Below are 22,190 nucleotides of genomic sequence, written 5' to 3'. Positions count from 1 at the left end.
CACACAAAAAACCCCTTCCGCAATGTGCGGAAGGGGTTTTTTATTGGCCTCCCCTTCCCCTGCAACAGAGGAAGAGGACGCTAACGGATAACTCCGATCAGAACTTCACACCGACGGTCAGACCATACGTGCGCGGGTCGGCGAAGTAACCACCGCCATAGCCAAGCTGACCAAAATCAATGGCGCGAACGAGATTGTTTTCGTCAGTCAGGTTCTTCACCCAAGCGCGGATAAAGCCTTCGCCACCCGCCAATGGAATGCGGTCAATCGCAACTTGTGCATCAACGATGTTGCGGTTCTCACCGCGCAACACTTCGTTGAGCGGCGAAGCCAAGGTGTTGGAGAAGCTGTACTTGCCATCTTCGTATGCAAAACTGACCCGGCTGGTCAGACGCATGCCATTGTCGCTCAGCGGGAATTGCGCGTTCATCGCAACATTGGCGGTCAATGGCGAGGTGTAGCCCGGCGTTGCAAATTCAGCCGTGTTTACAAGCGGTTGCCCCAAAGCCACCGGATTGCCTGCAAGAAACTCCTTAAACTTGATGTCAACATAACCGATGTTGCCTTCAAGCGTGAAGTTGTCGCTCAGCACGGCCAGCAGTTCGGCTTCAACGCCGGTATATGTCACCTTGCCAGCGTTTGTAACGGCCGTTGCAAAAGTACCCGGCTGACCCGTGGTAACGGGAACAGCAAGCGCCAGATCGTTGTATACGTTGTGATATCCGGCAAGGTTGAAACGTAGGCGACGGTCAAACAATTCGGACTTCAGACCCAGTTCATAGGAAGTCACGTTTTCCGGACGGAACGAAGGCAAGACGCCCGCAACTGCCGGATCCTGTGCATTGAAACCCCCTGAACGATAGCCGGTGGCAATGCGGCCATAGACGTTGACGTCGTCTGACACATCATAGCCAACCATCAGGTTCCAGGTGAAGCGGCTGTACTTGGCCCTGCCCTGCTCCGGTGTCGCAAGCGGTGCCGCACCGTTCTGCACACGGATCATCGACTTGGTGTCCCAAGTGTAACGTCCACCTGCGGTCAGGCGCAGGCCGCTATCGCGACCACCGGGATAGAAAGTCGCCTGGCCATAAACCGCAGTGCTCTCGGCACTGGCGGTATAGCGCAGTACCGACTGGGTCTGCACCAGACGATAACGCGCAGGGTTTGCGGCTACAAAGCCCGGGCCTAGCGGACCGAAGTTTCCAGTGAAGATCGTGTTCGTATCCAGCACAAAACCGCTGTTCTGCGGATTGTCTTCCGAACCCTTTTCCCAGAAGTAAAACCCGCCGACGACCCAGTCGAGCGTATCGGTTTCATTGCCGATTTCAACTTCCTGGCTGAACTGCTTATGGCGACGCTTGTTATTGGTATCAAACAGGTTCTGCTGGACATTAGGCACTGGCGATGCCGCAATGAAAGGGCGGAACGCTTCGGGAATGCTTGGAATGAACTGCAACAACCCGGTTGGCATGCCATTGAACAGCGAAGCGTTGCTGAACGCCTTTGCCGTGAAGGCGCCGATACCATCAAGATCGGTAACGCTGTCGTTGTTCCACTGGCGATAGCCGGTCGTGGACTTGATATGGAACGCGTCGAAATCGTTCTGGACCTGAAGATTGTGGCCCCATGATTTATCCGTCGAACGGCTGTTGATGTCGTTGCAAACCTGCTGGCGCCACACCCGTGTCGGAGCAGCCAGAGCCGCACAACGCGGATCAAGGAAGTTTACACCTGCCAGAAATGGCGCAACCGGAGCCTGCTGCGTCGTACGCACAGGCACGCCGCCAATGGTGACGGGCGGATTGGCAGCGCCGCTTGCCGTGTTTGTCAACTGGAAGTTGATCGGCGATGAATCGGTGCGGCTCCAGTCAAAGATGTACTGGATCGAGCCGGTGCCACCCAGATCAGCCTTGGCCGCAACACGGAATGAATCGGTGTTGATGGCGCCAGGATCGCGTGAATCATCAGGCTCGTTCAGATTGTCGACCGTGCCGTTGCGCTGACGATGGCTGTAGGTAAAGCTGGTGGAAATCCCGGCAAATTCACCCGGATCGAGCGTGATGCGACCATTGAAAGCATTGAAATTGCCGTAGCCGCCTTCAGCCGCCAGACGAAACTCCTTCGATGGGGCACGCGAGATGAACGCGATACCGCCACCCGTGGTGTTGCGGCCAAACAGGGTTCCCTGTGGCCCGCGCAACACTTCGATGCGCTCGATATCGGTAACATCAATCGCGCTACCGCCCGAACGGGCGATAAACACGCCATCGATGTACAGACCGTTGGCAGTGTCTAGACCGAAGGTTTCAGTCGCGGGCGTTGGGATACCGCGAATAGAGATCACCGCAGCATTGGCATTGGTCGTGCCCTGAACGATGGTCACGTTCGGCGCCAGGCCGGTCAGATCCTTGGCATCGCGAATGCCAAGCTGGTTAACTTTTTCAGCGCTGATCGCGCTGACGGCAAGCGGCACATCCTGCAAATTTTGCGAGACCTTTTGCGCCGTGACGACGATCTGCTCCAACTGACCTTGGTCATTTGTTGCTTCTTGTGCAGCATCGTCCGCAGCAAATGCAGCGCCACCCAACGACAGAGCGCTTACGCTCACCAGCAATTTCATTGCCACACGTGTGCAAACCACAGCCTTCATCTCCACTCCCCTAAAACTTGTTATTCCTCAGCATACCTAATGCGTAGATTTCTGCAAGATAGAATACGCAAACGGGCATATAGGTGCAAAAAACGCAGCGGGAGCATAGCAAATAGCGGAAAACTTAGCGCAATTGGTATAAAAATTCTGGCCGGACAAATCGCCGTGCTGGAAGATGAGGGCGAATCACGCCGACTATCTATGCGGAAAAATCTCCCATATTTCGAACCGTATTGCACTGATAGATTCGAGATGATAGCAATGTTTGCATAATTTGAAAGGCAATCGCCTCCGCAAATACCATACTGACGGGAGATTCGGAATGAGGGGCCTGAAAGGCAAAGTCGGCATCGTGGCAGGCGGCGGACGCGGAATTGGCGCAGCAACCGCAAGACGCCTTGCCCAAGAAGGGGCGCATGTCATCATCGGCGACCTGATGGGGGATTGGGCGAACGAGGTTGCCGAAAGTATCCGCAGCGATGGTGGCACCGCTACAGGCATCACACTGGACGGCACGAATGCGGACTCCCAGGCAGCCATTGTCGCCTGTGCCGTCGAAACATACGGCGGTCTGGACTTCTACCATTCAAACCTTGCCGGCGGCACCGGTGGCGATATCGACATTCTCGATTGCCCGGTCGAAGTGCTCGACAACAGCTTTGCGATCAACACCAAGAGCCATTTTCTGGCATCGCAAGCTGCCCTGCCGAAACTGATCGAACGCGGTGGCGGGGCCATGATCTACACCTCGTCGGGTGCAGCATCAGGCGGTGCGGCATGGCAAGTTGCCTACCCGATGACCAAGAACGCTATCCACGCGCTGGCCCGCCACGTGGCCTCCCGCCACGGCAAACAGGGCATCCGCGCGAACGTGATCTGCCCCGGTCTGGTTCTGACCGAAGCTGTCAAACAGCACCTTACGGACGAATATGTCGAACGCGGCCTGAAAGCCGTGCCACATGTCCGCCTTGGCCAGCCTGAAGACATTGCTGCCGCCGTCACCTTCCTCGCCTCGGACGATGGCGCGTGGGTCAACGGACAGGTCTGGCATGTCAACGGCGGCGGGCAGATGCGGGATTGATGACATGACAACCACAACAACGCCTTCACCACCAGCCATGGCCACGATGACAGCATCGGGCAAACCCCTCACCAACCGCTGGCTGGCCTTGGCGCTGTTGGTCATGGTTGCCATCGTCAATTACGCCGATCGCTTTCTGATTGCGGGCCTTGCCCAACCCATCAAAGCCTATTTCAACATAGGCGATGCGATGATGGGCGCGTTGATGGGCCCTGCCTTTGCTCTGCTCTATACTGTCTTCACCCTGCCGATTGCCCGCGCGGCAGACCGGCACTCGCGCATTGCGATCATTGCCGCGGGCTGCGCATTCTGGAGCTTCTTCACGCTCATGTCGGGCATGGCCAGCAGTCCGGTCATGCTGGCCTTGGCGCGTATCGGCGTCGGTATTGGCGAAGCGGCCTTTCAAGCGCCAGCCGCGGCGCTGATTGCCGCATATTTTCCGATAAACGAACGCGGCCGCGCCTTTGCCCTGCTCGGCACCGCCATCTACATCGGACAAATGACCGGGCTTGCCGGAGGGCCCGCGATTTCAGCCGCCACTACCTGGCAAACCGCGTTTCACGCGCTGGGTGTCGTCGGCATCGTGCTGGCTATGGCAAGCTTCATCATTATTCGCGAACCATCGCGCGATGCGGTTGCCCATGCCGCACCGGTGCTGCCACTCGCATCAACCATACGCCTGCTGATGGGCACTCCATCGGTGCGCTTGCTCGCCACGATCATGGCGCTCGGATCGCTTTCCGGCGTTACATTCGGCATGTGGGGGCCAGCCTTGTTCGAACGGGCCTATGGCCTGAGCACGCAAGCCGCAGGCACGACGTTCGCGCTCTCGTTCGGGCTGCCCGGCTTGCTCGGCGTTCTGGGCTTCGGCTTTGTGGCCGACAAGATCGGCAAGAACGATGCAACGATGCAATTGCGCCTGACCGCGCTGGCGCTTGGCGGGGCGACGACGATGATCCTTGGCGTCACCTGGACCAACAACATGCACATCGCCCAAATGCTCGCTATTCCGGCAGGCTTGCTGGGTGGCGGCTGGTCGGTTGGCGTACTGGCGGGGCTGCAATATCTGCTACCCAACGCGCATCGTGCCACCGGAACGGCGCTGGTCCTGCTGATCTCCAACATGTTCGCAACCGTCATCGGCCCAGTCTTGGCCGGACAATTGAGCGACTGGATCGCAGGCACCGGCCCCAACGGTTTGCGCATCGGGCTAAGCGTTGCCATTCCAATGGGTTACATCGGGGTCTGGGCAGCCTTGCGTGCGGTGCGCAGGCTTGAGAACGACAAGGAAGCCTTGGCAGATACCTGAGTGACCCTCGGGTCACTCAGGTAAACCGCCTGCTAAGCCGAGACAACAAATTCCGATTCCACGGGGCGTTCCATGGCCTTGGCAAAATCGTGGTAACCCCACGGCCATGTTGCCGGAACGCCCGTCTTATCCAGATACCAGCTGGTACAGCCCGATCCGAAGATGGTCTTGCGCGCGGCGGCAATGCGGCGCTCCTCGTAAGCATCAAACGCTTCTGCCTTGGGCTCGACAGCGCGCCCCTCGCCCTTGCGCAACGGCGCGATGACCTGTTCGATATAATCCCACTGGCGTTCGGCAATATCGATCAAAGGAAAATTGCCGACAGGCGCGCCCGGACCGTTCAGCATGAACAGGTTGGGAAAGCCCGGCATCGAAATGGCATAATGCGCGCGGGGCCGCTCTTCCCAGAAATCGTCGAGCAATTGGCCGTTGCGGCCTGAAACCACAGCAGGGCGGATAAAGCGGCTGGCATCAAATCCGGTCGCCAAAATCAGCGTATCCAGTTCGTGCAGTGTTCCGTCTTTCATCCGGACACCGGCAGGTTCGATCCGTTCGATCCCGCCGGTTTCCACAAACACGCCGGGGCGCTGCACGCAGTCATAGTATTCCCAGCTGTAAATCAACCGCTTGCACGCGGCATGATAATTGGGACGCAGCTTTTCGCGAAGCTCGGGATCGCGCACATTCTCTTCAAGATTGCGGCGGCAGATATCCTCGATTTCCTGCATTTGCGGGCTGGTGAAATCGGTCACCCCTTCGGTGAAACGATAGACCGCTTCCCAGTATTCGGCATTGGTGCGGATATCTTCGATCAGCTGCGGATTGGCGGCAAAGGCCGCACGCTGCTCGGCCGTATACTCAAATTGCACAACCGGCATGATCCACTGTGGCGAGCGCTGGAAATGGACCAGACGGACCGCGCGGCTCGACAAGGCATTGACCAGTTGGATGCCGGTGGATCCGCACCCGATGACGCCCACGCGGGCACCGTCGAGCAGAGCCTCATCGTCCCACCTTGCGCTGTGAAACGCCTTGCCTGCAAAGCTTTCCAGTCCGGCGAGTTCTGGCACCTTGGGATTATGCAAGACGCCCGATGCCGCGATCACGACATCGGCTTTATAGGTGCTGCCATCGGACAGCGTCAGCGTCCAACGCGACGTCTCGTCATCGAAGACACAGGCGCACACCTCGCTGTTGAAGCGCACATGTTCCATGATCCCACTTTCGGCCGCAACACGCTTGAAATAAGCATGAATTTCGGGGCCGGTCGCGTAATAGGCGCTCCATTCGGGATTGAGTGCGAAGCTGTAGCTATAGGTGTGCGATGGCGTATCGCAGGTCAGACCGGGATAGCGGTTGTCGCGCCATGTTCCGCCGATTTCGCTGCCTTTTTCAAACACGGCAAAATTGCTTTCACCGCGTTTCAGCAGCTTGGCGCCGGCCATGATCCCCGCCATGCCCGCCCCGATAATCGCGTAGGTCAAAGAAGTATCACCAGTCTCACGCATTTTCGCACCCTTGCCCTGACACCACCGATTCGTATCCAAAATCCACTTTTGGAACGTGATAGTTTAAATTTCAGGCCTAATACCAAGGATAGCGTACATAAAGTCAATATAAATTACGCATTACCGCCCCTGGTGGAAAAAAGGGAAAGGCGTGAGTGGATGGGATCGCCTGCACCTGCGCATCCGGTAGCCACCCCGGAACTGCCAAAATCATCGCCACCAAGCGCTGGCAAGTCTTCTGAATAATCGAGAATGAAGGATCGTCTGGCAAAGCGCCAGATTCCGTCGCGGCGCTCATAATGATCGGCATAGCGGCCCCATGCCACGAATTGCCGCGCCCCATCAAGCGTCAGATGCCAAGCCCTTGCTGCAATCTCGCTCTGCGCATGATCCCCGTCAAACGCAAAAACAGCCGAAAGCGCCGTGTGGATGGTCGCACGCCAGTTGGCCATCATTCCGGGCAACCAAGCAATGTAACCGTCTACCGACCCGCAGTAATAAGGCGTATGATCGTCGATTGCATCATGGTGATAAAGCGTTCGCAGCAAATCCCAATTGCGCCGGTCAATCGCGTGGCCATAAGTGGCCACCAGATGCCGCAGCGCCTCACGCGATTGCAACTCTTCCAAGCCTATGGGGCGCGGCGCAAGCGCACTATGGTCAGACACCAAAGCCTCCGCCCACCGAGATCGTCTGCCCGGTGACATAATTGGCACGCGCAGAGGCGAAGAATACCGCTGCCTGCCCGATATCGCGCGGCGTGCCCCAGCGTTTCAACGGCAGCATCGCCTTGACTGCAGCTTCCCATTCCGGGGTGAACGTCCCTGCATCCTTACCGACCTGGAATTGTCCGGCATCAATCACACCTACAAGGATCGAATTGGCGCGAATTTCGTGAATGCCCTCTTCCTTGGCGATCCCCTTGACCAGCGCTTCATTGCAGGCCTTGGGCACAACCGACAGCCCATCCAGTTTTGGCCACCAATCATGGCCCGCCGAACCCAAATGCACAAAGTTGCCACCGCCGTTTGCCCGCATGTGCGGCAACGCGGCGTGTACCGCATTGTTGAAGCCAAATGCCTCGATTTCCATGGAGTTGCGGAACATCTCTTCGGTCCAATCGGCAATAGCTACTTGCGGCACGATTGGCCCTGCCCCCCACACCACGCTGTGCACTCTGCCATGTTCGGCCACGGCGGCATCCAACGCTGCTTGAACTTGAGCGCGCTCTCGAACATCGGCGTGGTGCGTCGATGCGTTGCGGCCAAGCGCACGGATCTGTGCCGCCAAAGCTTCAGCAACATCGCGCTTCGTGCGATAGACCACCGCAACATCGCTGCCCTCGTGTGCAAATTCCAGCGCGACCCCACGCCCGATCCCGCCACTGCCGCCAAAAACAACCGTCGCTCCATCCGGGAAATTGGCAGACATAAACTCATCCTTTCGCTGCGGATTGCAGATGACGGCCTACCTTTTCCCAAAAATGCTGTTCAAATGTCAATGAACTTACGTGAATTGGAATATTCGTCGGGCAATATTGTAATTTTGCGTAGATTCCTTGACGTGAAGAATCGGTTTATTGCCACACAGCCAGATCACCCCCAGCTTCCCGAAGCGGGGTCATGTCCAGTTCACGCATGACCGACAGAACTCCCACCCAGCGCCGGTCCGCCCCTGCACCTTCAGCGTCACGATCTGCTAAGGCCTGCACCTCTGCGCGAAACCGCTCCATCGCCTCGCCCAATTGGGCAACACCCTTGCCGGAAAGCTTGATGACCTCGGATGTATAGAGAGTCTCGGGCGCGCTATAATCCAGCTCAAAGAACACGTGCTTCATATGCTGTTCGAACAAGGATCGAAGTGGCAGTTTACGAAACACCATTGTGCGATCAATCAAGGGTCGCACTTTACCGCTGCGCAGCCGGTCAATTAACGCCAAACGCTCAAGCCTTGCCAGCGCGGCCTCCATAGTGCGCGCCGGAACGGCAAAGTCTGCAGCCGTCTCGGTTGGCGGAACACCATTCAGAATCGTCATGAAAAGGAACGAGAGGAATATGTTGCTCGACAGCGCCTTTTCCTGCGCCAATGTCATTTCGTGGGCCAGATCGCCCGGTGTTTCCTCTGCTTCTCGCGCCAGATCGCCTAATCCCAACCCGCATAGCTGCGCCATGGCTTCGAGGCGATCTATCGTGAGCCCCTTGCCCGCAAGCCACCGCTTTACGGTTGCCTCGCCCACCCCAAGCTGGTTCGAAAGTCGTAACATGGTCCACCCGTCTTTGCGCAAATGAATACGCAGAGCGGATAACATTGCAGATGCGCTTGAATCGTATCGCGTCATGATCCGCATAAGATAACGAAGTGATCCGTTTGACAAGGCCCTAGATAGAACGAATCGAACATAGGCATATGCTGCACCCAACCCGCTGGCAGGCCAATGCACAAAGTGCAGCAAAAATGGCTCCGCCGGGACAAGTGACTTGGGAGAAAAACATGTCTGACATCCTCATCAAGAACGGCACTGTCGTGGACGGCACTGGCGCACCTGCATATGCAGCAGACGTCCGCCTGCGCGGCGGTCTAATCGCTGAAGTCGGCCCTAACCTTAGCCCTGATGGCGAACGCATCTTTGACGCAACCGGTTGCCAGGTGACGCCAGGCTTCATTGAAAGCCACACCCATTATGATGGCACAATGTGGTGGCAGCCCGATCTCGATCCCTTGCCCGGTTATGGCGCAACCACGATGATCATGGGCAACTGCGGTTTTTCGCCCGCGCCATTGCATAGATATATGCCTGCACAGCGCGAAATGATCGGCATTTTCTCTTTCTTCGAAGACATCCCCGAAGGTCCGTTCATGGACAATCTGCCATGGGATTGGAACACGTGGAGCGAATATCGCGCTTCGGTGGAACGCAACGTCAAATCACCCTTGAACTTTGCAGCATATGTCGGCCACATCGCGATCCGCCTTGCCGCCATGGGCGTCGAAGCGTGGGACCGCGAAGCGACCCCGGAAGAAATCGCCAAGATGGCCGAATTGCTCGATGATGCGCTGGCCGCTGGCGCGCTCGGCATGTCGGACAACATGCATGACCACGATGGGCAGAACCGCCCCGTGCCATCGCTAAAGGCCAATGACGCTGAATTCGAGGCGTTGTTCGATGTGATGGAGCGTTATCCCAACTGCTGCTATCAGGTCATCGTCGACACGTTCATGCGGATGACCGGCCCTGCAAACCTTGAGCGCTTGTCAAAGCTGCTGGCTGGCCGTCCGATCAAGGTGCAAATCGCAGGCGCTATCCCCACGCTGGAATTCCAGAAGCCGATTCTGCCCGCAATGCAGGAATCGGTGCGCAAGATGCGCGAAGCCGGTGTCGATGTCTGGCCCGGGTTCGCGCACGTTTCGCCAACCTCCACGCTGAGCCTGATCAAGTCTTTGATTTTTGCGCAGTCCAACGATTACGTGTGGCACGAAGTCGTGCTCGAAGACGATCACCACAAGAAGGCCGCACTGCTTGCCGACCCTGCCTGGCGCGCCCGCGCCCGCGAAAGCTGGGATACGCAGGCGTGGGATCACTCGCCGCTGAAGAACCCGCAGGAACTGTTCCTGCTCGACAGCGAAAACGGTACGGGGCCGGTCGGCATTACGCTGAAGGACTATGCCGATAGCCTTGGTCTGCACCGGTCCGATGCGATGGCGGAATGGATCATCCGCAACGGCGTCAAATCCACCGTCCACATGGCCCCGTTCCCCAAGGACGAGGAGCTGACGCTCGAATTGATGAATGATCCCCGCACGGTGGGCAACATCTCGGACGCTGGCGCGCACTTGCAGATGTTGTGCGGCGGCGGTGAAAATGCCTTGCTGCTCACGCAATATGTCCGCGAAGAAAAGAAGCTCTCGCTGGAGCAGGCCATTCACGTGATGACCGGCAAGCTGGCCGGCCACTTCAACCTGAATGATCGCGGCGTCATTGCTGTGGGCAAGCGCGCCGATATCGCGGTGTTCAACATGGATGAAATCCAGCGCCGCGAAATGGTCAAGGCGCATGACGTTCCAGATGGCAAGGGTGGCACGACATGGCGCTTCACCCGCGCGGCCATGCCAACCCGCCTGACGCTGGTGAATGGCGAACCCACCTTTGAAAATGGCGCATTTACCGGGGCAATGCCCGGCAAATTCTTGTCACCGGCCAACGAAGACGCCGCTCTGGCGGTCGCTGCCGAATAATCATGCAACGCTAGGCCGGGGTCCAAAAGGGTTCCGGCTTAGAGGGGCACCCAACCCTCCCGGGTGCCCCTACCTTTAGAAAAGCAATGTTCAGAAAGGATGCCGACCATGAGCGAAGCGCAAATCGGCGATGCCGATCGGGCCTATTTCAATGGCAATATCCGCAAGGTCGAGACGGAAAGCTCCGTCCTCGTCAGTTCATCGAAGTACCTCAACCACCCCATGCTGCGCTCGTTGATTGCGCAGGAAATGCTGCGCCGCAACGGTCCTGATCTACCCAACACCGCTTTCATCCCTGAAGTGGCGCAGATCCTGCACGATCTTGAAGACATGCAGCAGATCATAACGCTTTTCGAAATGGAAAAGCGCCGTTTGCCCGAATTCGGTCGCTGGCTCGAAAAGCGCAGCCTTGCAAACTTTACCTTGGCTGAAACCAAGGACTGCGCTCCGGGAACGTTAGGCGCTGCAATCCACGATTTCATGGCCAATTCAGGCTACCAGCTCGATCTGTTTTTCCAGGAAATACAGGTCGTAAACGACTTTACCTTCTATTTGCGCCAAACCGCGCTGACGCATGATATCGAACACATGGTAACCGGCTTTGGCCCGAACCATGGCGGCGAAGTGGCGCTCATCAGCGCCAACATGCATTCCAAGGCGCGCTATTTTGTGCCTGAACTCAGCAACTTCTTCAGCCGGATCGCCTATTATCTCAAGGCCAAGACCATCATGAAGGACGGGTTGTTCTACCCCGAAGCCATGGTCGTCAATCTTGAAGCCGAATTCATCGGCGCGCAGCAAGGGCGCAACTGGAAGTATCCGCTGATGCTGGTCGACTGGCGCGAATATGTGAACGTCCAAATCGAAGACATCCGCCGCGAATTGAACATCACGCCGGTAATCGATGCGCGCTGGGATGAAACCAACCGCCTGTGCAACGAGGATGACCCCAATTACGGTGTACCGCTGATGGAAGCGGCGGAGTGATCACAATGCCGCCCCGCCACACGATCGGCCGGAATGCACGATGACGGGCGGCAAACCACGCGCCAGCGTGAACAGTTCAAGCACAGACTGACAAGCCATAGAGGCGATCGAAGCGTATCACGCATTGATCGCCTCTTTCTGTTTACTGGCATGCAGATTATTGTAGTTTTGCGTAAATTTTTGTGAGACATTTGACGCAATAAAAAAGAAACAAAGCAACCGCAAAAATGCGACGGGAGAGAGAACGATGATCAAAGCGATACAGCGCGCGCGGCTTTTGCGCGGGTCAATTCTTGCCTTGGGAGCGATCGGATTTGCTCCGGCGGCTTGGGCTAACGAAGCACCCGCCGAAGACCAGCAGGCGTCCCCCGCGGGATCGCAAACTTCGATTCAGGAAATCATCGTGACCGCGCAGCGCCGCGAAGAAAGCCTCCAAAAGGTTCCCGTTGCGGTTACCGCGATTGGCAGCGAACAGTTGGAAGCCTTGCGCGTCAACAGCGTTCGCAATCTTGCCGGCCTTGCGCCCAGCCTTCAGCTCAACACCCAGGGCCAGCAATCCAATCCCACCATCATTATTCGCGGGGTCTCGTCGGGAACATCAAGCAACTCGGTCGATCCGAAAGTCGGCATCTACATCGACGGCGTCTACATTGGTCGCGCGGTTGGCTCCCTGCTGGATTTCAGCGATATCCAGCGCATCGAAGTGCTGCGCGGACCGCAAGGAACATTGTTTGGCCGCAACGCCACATCGGGCGCAATCAGCGTAGTCACCGCAAAGCCCAAGGGCGAGTGGGGCGTGCGTGCAACCGGATCTTACGGCAATTATGATGCATGGCGCGGCAAGGTATCACTTGATCTTCCGCAAATCGGCCCGTTTTTCATCAAGCTTTCCTACCTGCACGATCAGATCGCGGGTGATGTTGCCAATACGCAAGCCGGGCGCAGCCTGAACATTGCGTTGCGCGCGCCCGAATTTGGCACGCAGCGCTATGTTGACCGGCTGGGTTATCGCAACGTCGATGCCGGACAAGTCGCCATTCACGCAGATTTTGGCAACCTGACGGCAGACTATCGGTTCGATTATACCGATTCCAACGCCTCGGGCCGCGCGATGCAAAGCTTTGGCGTTATTCCCGATGCCTCGGGCCAATTGCTTGCTCCGATCATCGGGTTGCAATCGTTCTTCGGCGGGCAGACAAACCTTGGTGTTAACGGCCCACTCAATTCCGTTGCGGCTGCCACCAGCAACGAACACACTGTAACCCAAGGCCACAGCCTGACCTTGACCTTGCAAGCGAATGACAATTTTACAGTCAAATCCATCACGGCATACCGCAAGTTCCGTCAGGATCCGGTAGTATTCGATCTGGGTGCAGCGGGCGGCTTACGCTTTACGTTCAACCAGTTGGGTGCGTTGATTACCCCCGGCCTTACGCCGCAACAAATCCAGGGGGCGTTGTTCAACCCGGCCTCCGCGCCCGGCGCGAATGATTACTTCTTCCCGCTCCTGTCCGCACGTGCCACCAATCAAAGCCAGTTCAGCCAAGAACTGCAATTCCAGGTCACCAACGACAAGTTCGATCTGACTGCGGGTGTGTTCTATTTCCATGAGCGCTCACCCGGCACAGAAGTGCTCAGCATCCTGGCCCCGACACCTTCGGCGACGATTGTGCCCAGCCCACTGGATGCGGCCTTCGGCAGTGGCATAACCCGCACGGTCGGCGTCAATGATTCGATGGCCGGTTATGGCCAATTGACGTGGCATGTTACCGATACGTTTGACATTACAGCCGGCCTGCGCGGCACGATTGACGATCGCGAGCTGGATATCGGGGTCATTTCAGGCGCACAAGGTGGTTCGCTGGGCGTCGGCAAATACAAGGCCGAATACAAAAAGCTGACTTACACCGGCATCGCCACATGGCGTCCGACCGACCAAACTATGATCTTTGCCAAGATCGCGACCGGTTATGTTTCGGGCGGTATCCTCAGCGGCATTCCCTATAGGCCGGAAAGCCTCAAGTCTTACGAAGTGGGTGCCAAAACCCAGTTCCTGGATAACAAGGTCCGGCTCAACGTATCGGCCTATTACAACGACTACACTGACCTCCAGACCCAGAACTTCATCAACGGTCGGCAATTTTTCGATAACGCTGGCAAGGCCAAGATCAAAGGCTTTGAAGCCGAGCTTGATATCGTGCCAGTGCAAGGCCTGACGCTGTCGGGCAGCGCATCTTACACGCACTTCGACTATGATACCTTCATCCTCAACGGGCAGGAAGTTGCCGCCTTTGCACGGCCAACCTACTTCTCGCCTTGGACCGGACGTGCCGCAGCCGTCTACAATTCGCCTGAATTCAAGGGTGGCGGCCATGTCATGGCTCTGCTCGAAGGCCGGTATCGCAGCTCTTATTTCCTAACCTCAACCCCGCTGCGCAATATCATGACCGGCCAGCCGGCACTTGAAAACTTCAACAAGCAGCCGAGCTACTGGCTGCTTAACGGGCGCCTTGGCCTTGCAGAAATGCCGATTGGCGGAGCTTCGGTTTCGATTTCCGCCTTTGGCGAAAACCTGCTGAACGAACGCTATATCAGCTTTGGCGCACCGGTCCTGTTGTTCACCGGTACGTTTGAACGCGGCCGCACCTATGGAGTGGAAGCCAGCATAGCGTTTTGATGATTATGGCCCCGCTGCATATTGCTGCGGGGCCATTCATTTACGATTGATATTCATCCCAGCACGCCGAAGCTTCCTGGCTATCAAGGTCTACAGCGCCCACAATGCCCAACGCGGCGCGCGCTTCTGCTAGCGGCAAATGAAACACATCCTCATATTTGGCCATGAAATAGGGGGCAGATTGCTCCCCCACATCCATCCCGCAACGGATCGCGCGCAAGGCCGTCGGAAAGGCTGCCGGATAATGCAGCCCGGTGCGTGATACCAACCGCAATGCCCCCAGCAACTGCCCCGGATGGATCAGGCCGACCAGTTCTGCATCAAGGAAGCGCGGAATATTGCTGAGCCGTCCGAAATAGGGGACAAGCTCGCCAATGATATCGAAGCCGCCGCCGCACACGATATGCTCCAGATCGTGCGTCTGCCCGCTCCGCAGCGAGAAATACTGGAACTGGTTCTTAGGCTCGAAGCGGGGCACAATATCAATCTCGAAGCCGTTATCGCGCAAGTAGCGGCCAAAGATGTGGCCAAGCGATCCTTCGGGATGGCCCAGCAATTCGTCCACCGTGAAGTTCGATGAAAACCCTTCCGAAAACCAGCGGTCCAATTCGGGCCAGCGCGCACGCTCTTGCGTGAACAGCGCCTCGATCCGGTCAATGTCGAAAACCTCGGCCAGAATGCCATAGAGTTTGTGCGCATCCAGCGCCGTGGGCGAATCCTTTCCGCTCTTGCGCAAGAACGCGCCTGCCAGCCAATCACGCAGGCGCGGCTCGTTCAAATAGCGCGAGCTGCTCACCAACACGCTGCTGTCTGTGGGGATCGGCTTTGCGCCACGGGCAAGATAGGGAAGATCATCGACCATTGCGGTTATCCTCTTGGAGTTTCAAGCAAGGCAAGCGGCAAGCGCACCGGCATTTCCAACAAATGCTGCGCCATGCTCTTGGCCGCCGCATCAAATCGCGGCGAAAGGTTGATCCCGCCACCCTGGGCATCGTGCGCCACAATATTGATCGCATGAGTGCCAGGCACGTCAAAAATCTCGACACGTGCGCGGGCCGGATCATCAAACAGATGCCGATACCATTCGGTCACCGCCGCGATAGACAAGCTTGCGCGGATGAACGGCAGGAAAGCCGGGTTGCGGGCAATAGCGGCAACATTAAACAGCCGCCCCTTGTCACCGCTGCGTGCCCAAGCCAGTGCGATCAGCGGGACTTCGGTCATCTCTCCGACCGCTTCATACATTGGCACAGGCGGGTGCACGATCACCGCTGGATCGAAGCCCGCTTTGACCGGGTCGATGAAGTCCAGCGCCTGCCCGTCAAGCCGGACTTGTGCATGCGCACGATCCCGCCCGATCAGTCCGAAGAACATGCCGGTCAGTGGAAAAGCACGCGGCGCAGCAATGATCGGTGCGATGGATGTACCCACCGCCATGTTCATGATTGCCGTCGTCTGTTCGCGACCAAACAGCATCGCCGCAGCCGGTTGCACATGGTCCACCACGATCTTCAACAGCACCTCGCGCGGAGCCAGATCGCGCGCACGCGGGCCATAGGCGGTTTCGGTGCCAATGACCTCGACATGGCTGCGCATCCATCCGGGCGAGCCGCGCTGCTCCAGCAGAGTGCCGGTGCGCTCCAGCAGCGCCGCCGCAGTACGTTCCGCTTTGGCCACCGCATCAATTCCGGTGATCGGGATCAACGCAACAGACCGCCAGCCATCATCATATGTGCCGCACACTTTGAGCGAGCCAGTCGGCGGGTAGCCCTTTGCACCCGCCACACGCACGCGGTTCGGGCCGATCTGCTCGACGGTTATGCTGCTGAAATCGCAGACGACATCGGGCACAATATAGGCCTGTGGATCGCTAACCTCGTAAAGCAGTTGTTCGGAAATTGTGCCCACGGAAACCAGGCCGCCGGTGCCATCGGGCTTGGTCATCACAACACTGCCATCGGCGTGGCATTCGCCCACCGGAAAGCCGATGTTGGCCCAATCGGGCACGTCGCGCCAATCGGTAAAAGTGCCGCCGGTTGCCTGCGCGCCGCATTCCAGCAAATGCCCTGCGACCGTCCCTGCGGCCAGCAGATCATAATCGTCCGGCCCCCAACCGAATTCATGGATCAGCGGCCCCAGGATCAGCGCGGAATCCACCACCCGTCCGGTAATCACCATATCCGCCCCCGCAGCCAGCGCGCGGGCAATCGGGAATGCCCCCAGATAAGCCTGAATACCGATGTCGCCTTCGGGAAGCGGCGCTCCGCTATACATATCGCGTAAATCTTCGGCGCGCAGTTGCGGCAACAAATGCTCGACGTCATCGCCCGTAACCGTCGCGATTTTCAGGTCCAGCCCCTGATCGCGCCCGCGCTGGCGGATCAGTTCGGCGAGGCCTTCGGGGTTCATTCCTCCCGCATTGGCGATCACGCGGATGCCGCGCGCTTTCAATTCGCCAAGGTATGACCCCACATGCAGATCGACAAAATCGGTGAGAAATCCCGATGCCGGATCGGCTTGCTTCATCCGGCGGAACAGGCCCATCGCCCCTTCTCCCAGATAATCGAACGCCAGATAATTGAGATCCTCAACCCCCAAAAGCCCCGGCACGGCAATAACGCTGTCATTCAGCGCGCCGCTCGCCCCCCCAATGCGCACGACTTTCCCGGTCCGGGCCTTGCCGGTTGCAACTTGCGGCATTGTCATCTCTCCAGTGGTATTCAGTCGTTTGCGCCGGTCAGATCACGCGCAGCGATATAGCCGAAGGTCATGGCCGGGCCGATGGTGACGCCTGCGCCGGGATAGCTTTCCCCCATGGACGAGGCCGCGTTATTGCCCACCGCATAAAGGCCGGGGATCGCCACGCCTGCTTCATCAACCACTTGCGCGCGGGCATTGGTACGCAATCCGCCATTGGTTCCGATATCGCCGGGATAGATCGGCATGGCATAGAACGGCCCTTCGGTGAGTGGGCGCAGGCAAGGGTTGGGCTGATGGCGGTAATCGCCGTACATCTTGTCATAAGCTGCAACACCGCGCTGGAAATCAGGGTCTTCGCCCTTGGCGGCATACGTGTTGAAACGGGCAACATTTGCTTCCAATGCGGCCACATCAACACCCATTTCGCGCGCCAGTTCGCCCAGTGTGCGCCCCTTTTTCAGGATGGTCTTTACTGCGCCCGATTGCAGCCAATCGGGAACCAGCGGCAGCAGCGGCCCTACCGGGAATTGGTGGCGATAGCGGTGATCGAACACCATCCAGCTTGGCGATGCATCACCATATTCCAGATGCCGCCGCGCCATTTGCTGACCAACGATATGATAAGACGCCGCTTCGTTGAGGTAGCGCTGGCCTTTCTGGTTGACCATGATGCAGCCTGGCAACGCCCGCTCGATCGTGCACAGTCGCCCGCGATCTTCGCCCGGAACATAGAACACCGGCGCTGCCCATGCCGATTGCATATTCATCGTACCAGCACCTGCCGCGGCCCCCGCCCGGATCGCATCGCCCGTATTGCTGGTGACACCGCCCGAATACTGCGCATTGCGATAAAGCGGCGCGTTGGCATCGCGCATTTGCTGGTTCTTATCAAATCCGCCAGCGGCCAGCACCACACCCTTGCGCGTGCCGATGCGATAGGGCTTGCCGTCCTTTTCAACGACCACACCGGTAACTTTGCCGCCTTCTGTCACCAGTTCTCGCATCGGCGTCTTTAGCCACAGCGGAACGCCTGCCTCGTTCAGCGCCACACGCAACCCGCCGGTCAGGGCATTGCCCAGCGTCAAACGCCGGTCCTTGCGCGAGGTGAAGCGCAGCGGCCAATCGAGCCAGTACTTCGCCAGATTGCGCCCCAGCCCGGTCAGCCAGCCTTTGCTACGATACAAGAGCTGGTAGGTCTCGGCGAAAGTCCAATTGAGATAGCCGAACAGGCTGGCGGCAGGCGATGGCAAACGCTGCGTTTTCAGATCATCGCCCAGCAGGGTGCCATCGAACATTTCAGGCAGATGCGTGCGATACCCGGTGACCGACCCGCCGGGATTTTCGGCATGATAATCGGGATAAGGCTGCGCGGTATAGATCACGCCCGTATTGGCCGTGACCCAGCGCAGCATCGGCGCAGCATTATCTACAAACGCGCGGATGTTTTCATCGGGCACGTTATCTGCCGATAGCGCGCGGACATACTTGAAAGCATCATCCAGATTGTCGTCAAACCCGGCAGCCTTGGCCTGATCGCTACCGGGAATCCAGATACCGCCGCCCGAGGTAGCGCTTGAGCCGCCCCACAGCTTGTCCTTCTCGATGATCAGCACTTCGGCACGGTTCTTCGCCGCGATCAGCGCCGAGAGCATCCCGCCAGCGCCTGATCCGACCACGACGATGTCGACTTCCCTATCCCAGCTCATGCTAGTCTTATCCTGCAAAGCGCCACCCCGTACCGGGCCGTTCTATCTCATTTACAACGAAAGTGCCGCTATAAGCCCTATCGTGTCAACACCATGCGTAAAATTCAGCTTATTATTTTACGTAAACATGGCCGATCTTGGCGACAGGACGCATTCGGAGGGCAAATGCCCTTCAATCCACGGCTATCGCGCGCGCAATATCGGGCATGATCGGCGGAATCTGGTCTTTCAAAAACGCGATACGCCCGGCGATAATCTGGGCTGCCGTGGCAGGATCACTGTGCACCCAGAACTGCTTTTGCGCCATCTGTTCAAGGAATATTGCAGCCGCCCTATCGGTATCCATGCCATATTGGCGTATCATCTCGCGCATCGCGCTGCGATGTCCGGCGGCGTTATCGGGTTCGCCCGCGCCTGTTTCCGGATCGAAGATGGCGGTTCGCACCATGCCCGGCACGATGGCTGAAACATGGATGGGCAGGCCCTTCAATTCCATTTCCAGATAAAGGCATTCGCTAAAAGCCTGCACCGCATGTTTAGTCACAGTATAGGCGCTTTGCCCGGGCATCTGGCCAAAGGCACCCACGGAGGAAAGGTTGCCGATCCAGGCCTCTTGGCCGCTGGCAATCATGCGCGGAGCAAAGGCGCGCACACCATGGACCACGCCATGCAGATTGATATTCAGCGTCGCTTCCCAGCGCGCTGTGGGGATTTCCCAGCTATTGCCGACAGTCTCGATCCCGGCATTGTTGATCAACAGTCGCACTTCGCCATGACGGCTAAAAACTAGCTCGGCCAGACGGTCAAGCTCCTCCGGGATCGAAACGTCCACCTGCTCGGCGTGGGCCTTGCCACCTTTGGCCTCAATCGCAGCGGCGGTTGCCTCGGCCCCTTCGGCATTTACATCGGTTACGACTACGGTCATCCCCAAGGCCCCGGCCCGCCGCGCAAGCCCTGCGCCAATTCCCGATGCTGCGCCTGTGATAACCGCTACACCTTGCCCAAAAACGTCGCTATCGATAGCCATGGTCAGTCACCCTTGATTTTCGTAGTTTTATCGATCATGCATTACGCAATAACAAGCCATAAGGCGAAAAAACCAGCCAAGTGCAATGAATAGACCAATCGCATAAGATGGGTATTCTGCATCGATCTTTTGGGAAAGCCAAACCTCGTGTCTTCCAATCTTTACCCCCACCTGCTCTCGCCCGGCCGCATCGGCTCACTGGAACTGAAGAACCGCATTGCCGTAACCGCAATGGGCGTCAGCTTGTCAGAAGATGATGGCACTGTTGGCGAACGCATGATGGCCTATCACGAAGAGCAGGCGCGCGGTGGTGCAGGACTGATCATTTCGGGCGTGGCCGGGGTGGCGTGGCCGGTGGGTGCTGTGGCGATGCAGCAGACCGCGATTTCGGATGACCGCTTCATCCCTGCGCTCAAGGAGATGACCGACCGCGTCCATGCCCATGGCGCAAAAATTGCCGCGCAATTGCATCACGGCGGGTTTGTTGCAGGCTATTCGGCAGCACGCTGGGGCCATCCGCTCTGGGGACCGGCCTACCCAAAGCCGTTCAAGGGCGATTTCATGAACTTCTTCCTCGCCGAGGAAATGGGCGGAGTCGGCGGTGGCGGGATACCCCAACTCAAAATCCTTGAGCAAACCGATATCGACATTGCCGTGCAGCAGTTTGCCCAAGGCGCGCGCCGCGCCAAGGAAGCCGGGTTCGATGGTGTCGAAATCCACGGCGGCCATGGCTATCTGCTATCCTCGTTCACCTCACCCTATATCAACAACCGCACTGACCAATATGGCGGCAGCCGCGAAAACCGCCTGCGGTTGACTCTGGAAGTGATCGCCGCAATCCGCGCCGAAGTGGGCCGCGATTACCCGCTCTGGATCAAGCTCGATTCACGCGAAGTGGGCAAAGAAGGCGGCATCACGATGGAAGATGCCATCGCAAATGCCAAAATGGTGGAAGCCGCAGGCGTCGATGCGATCACGATCACATCGTACCACGATACCGGCATTGGCAAACTCCATTCGGAATCGAACATCCCCCACCTCGAAAACTGGAACCTGCCCGCTACGGCAGAAATCCGCAAAGCGGTGAATATCCCCGTGATCGGTTCGGGCCGGATCGAGGTGGACAGCGCTGAAGCCACTATCGCCAAAGGCGATTCCGATTTCATCGCCATGGGCCGCAAATTGCTGGCCGATCCGCACCTTCCGCGCAAATTGACCGAGGGCCTGACCGAGAAGGTCCGCCCTTGCGTCTATTGCTACACCTGCGTTTCCGCCATTTACATGGGCCAGCCGACGCGTTGTGCAGTCAATGCGGGGCTTGGCCTTGAATTTGAAGGCGAGCCCGCGCCCGCCGGGGCCAGTCCCAAACACATTGCCGTTGTTGGTGGCGGCCCCGGCGGCATGGAATCCGCGCGCCGCCTCAGTGCGCTCGGCCACAAAGTCACCCTCCTTGAGAAGTCTGATCGTCTTGGCGGCACTTTGCGGTTTGCCAGCCTGGCTTATGAACCCAACGAACGCATCCTTGAATGGCTGCGGCGCGAGGTGAAGGAAGCCGGTGTCGAGGTGCGTCTATCCACACCCGCCACACCGGAACTGCTGGGCTCGCTCAACGTCGATGCCGTGATCGTGGCCACCGGCGCGCTCCGCAACATGCCCCAGATCGCCGGAGGCGAACAGGATCACGTCTATTCGGGCGATGACATGCGCAAGATGATGCTGGGCGAAAGCTCGGACGAATTGAAGCGCAAGACCGGCCTGTTCACGCGCCTTGCCACCAAGGTCGGCGCGGCAACCGGTGCCACGGCAAACCTCGCGTTGGTCCGGAAAGCCACGCATACGTGGATGCCACTGGCCGATACCGTCACGATCATCGGCGGCGAACTGGTGGGTTTGGAGCTTGCCGAATTCCTGTCCGAACGCGGACGCACGGTCAATGTGATCGACGAGGCTCCGCGCATGGGCAAAGGCTTGACGCTGGTCCGCCGCATGCGCTTGATGAGCGAACTGGCCGATCACGGCGTCGGCCTCCACGCCGGCGTTTCCGATATTGTGATCGGCGCTGACAGCGTCAGCTTCACCAACCTTGCGGGCGAAAGCCAGAGCGTACCGGGCGGCAACGTGATCGTTGCCCAAGGCGCGCAAGGTGACCTCTCGCTTGCAGAAGCCTTGCGGGATGCAGGTTTCACGGTGCACGCGATCGGCGATGCGAATGGCGTTGGTTATATCGAAGGCGCGATGCGCGATGCTCGCGCGGCGGTCAGCGCCATAGCCGCCTGAAGATACTGGCGGCTCGGGCAAACAACGCCCGAGCC

Annotated in this window: 15 protein-coding genes; 6 read left to right on the top strand and 9 right to left on the bottom strand. The window is 58.2% G+C overall.

Going from position 1 to position 22,190, the window contains the following annotated elements:
* Nucleotides 1-97: 97 nt before the first annotated feature.
* The gene (locus IP81_RS04560) at nucleotides 98-2,608 is read right to left on the bottom strand and encodes a TonB-dependent receptor (protein WP_231626233.1); all 2,511 of its coding nucleotides are present in this window, start codon (nucleotides 2,606-2,608) and stop codon (nucleotides 98-100) included.
* Between the two features lie 364 nt (nucleotides 2,609-2,972).
* Between IP81_RS04560 and IP81_RS04555 the strand changes: the two genes are divergently transcribed.
* Complete coding sequence (locus IP81_RS04555; protein WP_082355973.1) at nucleotides 2,973-3,731, top strand: SDR family NAD(P)-dependent oxidoreductase; 759 nt, start codon at nucleotides 2,973-2,975, stop codon at nucleotides 3,729-3,731.
* A 4-nt stretch (nucleotides 3,732-3,735) separates the two neighbouring features.
* Complete coding sequence (locus IP81_RS04550) at nucleotides 3,736-5,040, top strand: MFS transporter (RefSeq protein ID WP_082355972.1); 1,305 nt, start codon at nucleotides 3,736-3,738, stop codon at nucleotides 5,038-5,040.
* 32 nt (nucleotides 5,041-5,072) lie between these two features.
* Here the strand turns inward: IP81_RS04550 and IP81_RS04545 are convergent, their stop codons facing one another.
* The 4 genes from IP81_RS04545 to IP81_RS04530 all read right to left on the bottom strand — a co-directional run bounded on the left by IP81_RS04545 (nucleotide 5,073) and on the right by IP81_RS04530 (nucleotide 8,811).
* Complete coding sequence (locus IP81_RS04545; protein WP_054106800.1) at nucleotides 5,073-6,548, bottom strand: NAD(P)/FAD-dependent oxidoreductase; 1,476 nt, start codon at nucleotides 6,546-6,548, stop codon at nucleotides 5,073-5,075.
* Nucleotides 6,549-6,661: 113 nt separating this feature from the next.
* Nucleotides 6,662-7,216 (bottom strand): nuclear transport factor 2 family protein, encoded by a 555-nt coding sequence (locus tag IP81_RS04540; protein ID WP_231626232.1) that lies wholly within the window; start codon nucleotides 7,214-7,216, stop codon nucleotides 6,662-6,664.
* A complete protein-coding gene (locus IP81_RS04535) occupies nucleotides 7,209-7,979 on the bottom strand; it encodes an SDR family NAD(P)-dependent oxidoreductase (RefSeq protein WP_054106798.1) in 771 nt (256 codons plus the stop codon). Before IP81_RS04535 ends, IP81_RS04540 begins: the two co-directional genes overlap by 8 nt.
* A gap of 145 nt (nucleotides 7,980-8,124) precedes the next feature.
* Nucleotides 8,125-8,811: a hypothetical protein gene (locus IP81_RS04530; protein WP_054106895.1), complete on the bottom strand. Its 687-nt coding sequence runs from the start codon at nucleotides 8,809-8,811 to the stop codon at nucleotides 8,125-8,127.
* A gap of 227 nt (nucleotides 8,812-9,038) precedes the next feature.
* Here IP81_RS04530 and IP81_RS04525 point away from each other — a divergent pair, with 227 nt between their 5' ends.
* From IP81_RS04525 to IP81_RS04515, 3 genes are all read left to right on the top strand, one after another.
* Entirely contained in the window at nucleotides 9,039-10,781 is a 1,743-nt protein-coding gene (locus IP81_RS04525; RefSeq protein ID WP_054106894.1) for a D-aminoacylase, read from the top strand.
* 108 nt (nucleotides 10,782-10,889) lie between these two features.
* Complete coding sequence (locus IP81_RS04520; RefSeq protein WP_054106797.1) at nucleotides 10,890-11,768, top strand: Coq4 family protein; 879 nt, start codon at nucleotides 10,890-10,892, stop codon at nucleotides 11,766-11,768.
* Nucleotides 11,769-12,015: 247 nt separating this feature from the next.
* The gene (locus IP81_RS04515; protein WP_157573080.1) at nucleotides 12,016-14,445 is read left to right on the top strand and encodes a TonB-dependent receptor; all 2,430 of its coding nucleotides are present in this window, start codon (nucleotides 12,016-12,018) and stop codon (nucleotides 14,443-14,445) included.
* Between the two features lie 40 nt (nucleotides 14,446-14,485).
* Here IP81_RS04515 and IP81_RS04510 read toward each other — a convergent pair whose 3' ends face one another.
* The 4 genes from IP81_RS04510 to IP81_RS04495 all read right to left on the bottom strand — a co-directional run bounded on the left by IP81_RS04510 (nucleotide 14,486) and on the right by IP81_RS04495 (nucleotide 19,878).
* Nucleotides 14,486-15,307 carry a Coq4 family protein gene (locus IP81_RS04510; RefSeq protein WP_054106796.1) on the bottom strand — a complete coding sequence of 274 codons (822 nt, stop codon included), beginning with the start codon at nucleotides 15,305-15,307 and terminating at the stop codon, nucleotides 14,486-14,488.
* A gap of 5 nt (nucleotides 15,308-15,312) precedes the next feature.
* Nucleotides 15,313-17,145, bottom strand: coding sequence for an acyclic terpene utilization AtuA family protein (locus IP81_RS04505; RefSeq protein WP_054106892.1), 1,833 nt, complete (start codon nucleotides 17,143-17,145; stop codon nucleotides 15,313-15,315).
* A 20-nt stretch (nucleotides 17,146-17,165) separates the two neighbouring features.
* Nucleotides 17,166-18,851 (bottom strand): FAD-binding protein, encoded by a 1,686-nt coding sequence (locus IP81_RS04500; RefSeq protein WP_054106795.1) that lies wholly within the window; start codon nucleotides 18,849-18,851, stop codon nucleotides 17,166-17,168.
* A 172-nt stretch (nucleotides 18,852-19,023) separates the two neighbouring features.
* Nucleotides 19,024-19,878: an SDR family oxidoreductase gene (locus tag IP81_RS04495; protein ID WP_054106794.1), complete on the bottom strand. Its 855-nt coding sequence runs from the start codon at nucleotides 19,876-19,878 to the stop codon at nucleotides 19,024-19,026.
* A 147-nt stretch (nucleotides 19,879-20,025) separates the two neighbouring features.
* On the opposite strand from IP81_RS04495, the gene IP81_RS04490 reads away from it, so the two are divergent.
* Complete coding sequence (locus tag IP81_RS04490; RefSeq protein WP_054106793.1) at nucleotides 20,026-22,155, top strand: FAD-dependent oxidoreductase; 2,130 nt, start codon at nucleotides 20,026-20,028, stop codon at nucleotides 22,153-22,155.
* Nucleotides 22,156-22,190: the final 35 nt, after the last annotated feature.

The organism is Novosphingobium sp. AAP83 (assembly GCF_001295795.1).
Taxonomy (GTDB): domain Bacteria; phylum Pseudomonadota; class Alphaproteobacteria; order Sphingomonadales; family Sphingomonadaceae; genus Novosphingobium.
The sequence above is the reverse complement of the archived record's forward strand: the minus strand, read 5'-3'. Positions and strand labels throughout refer to the sequence as shown.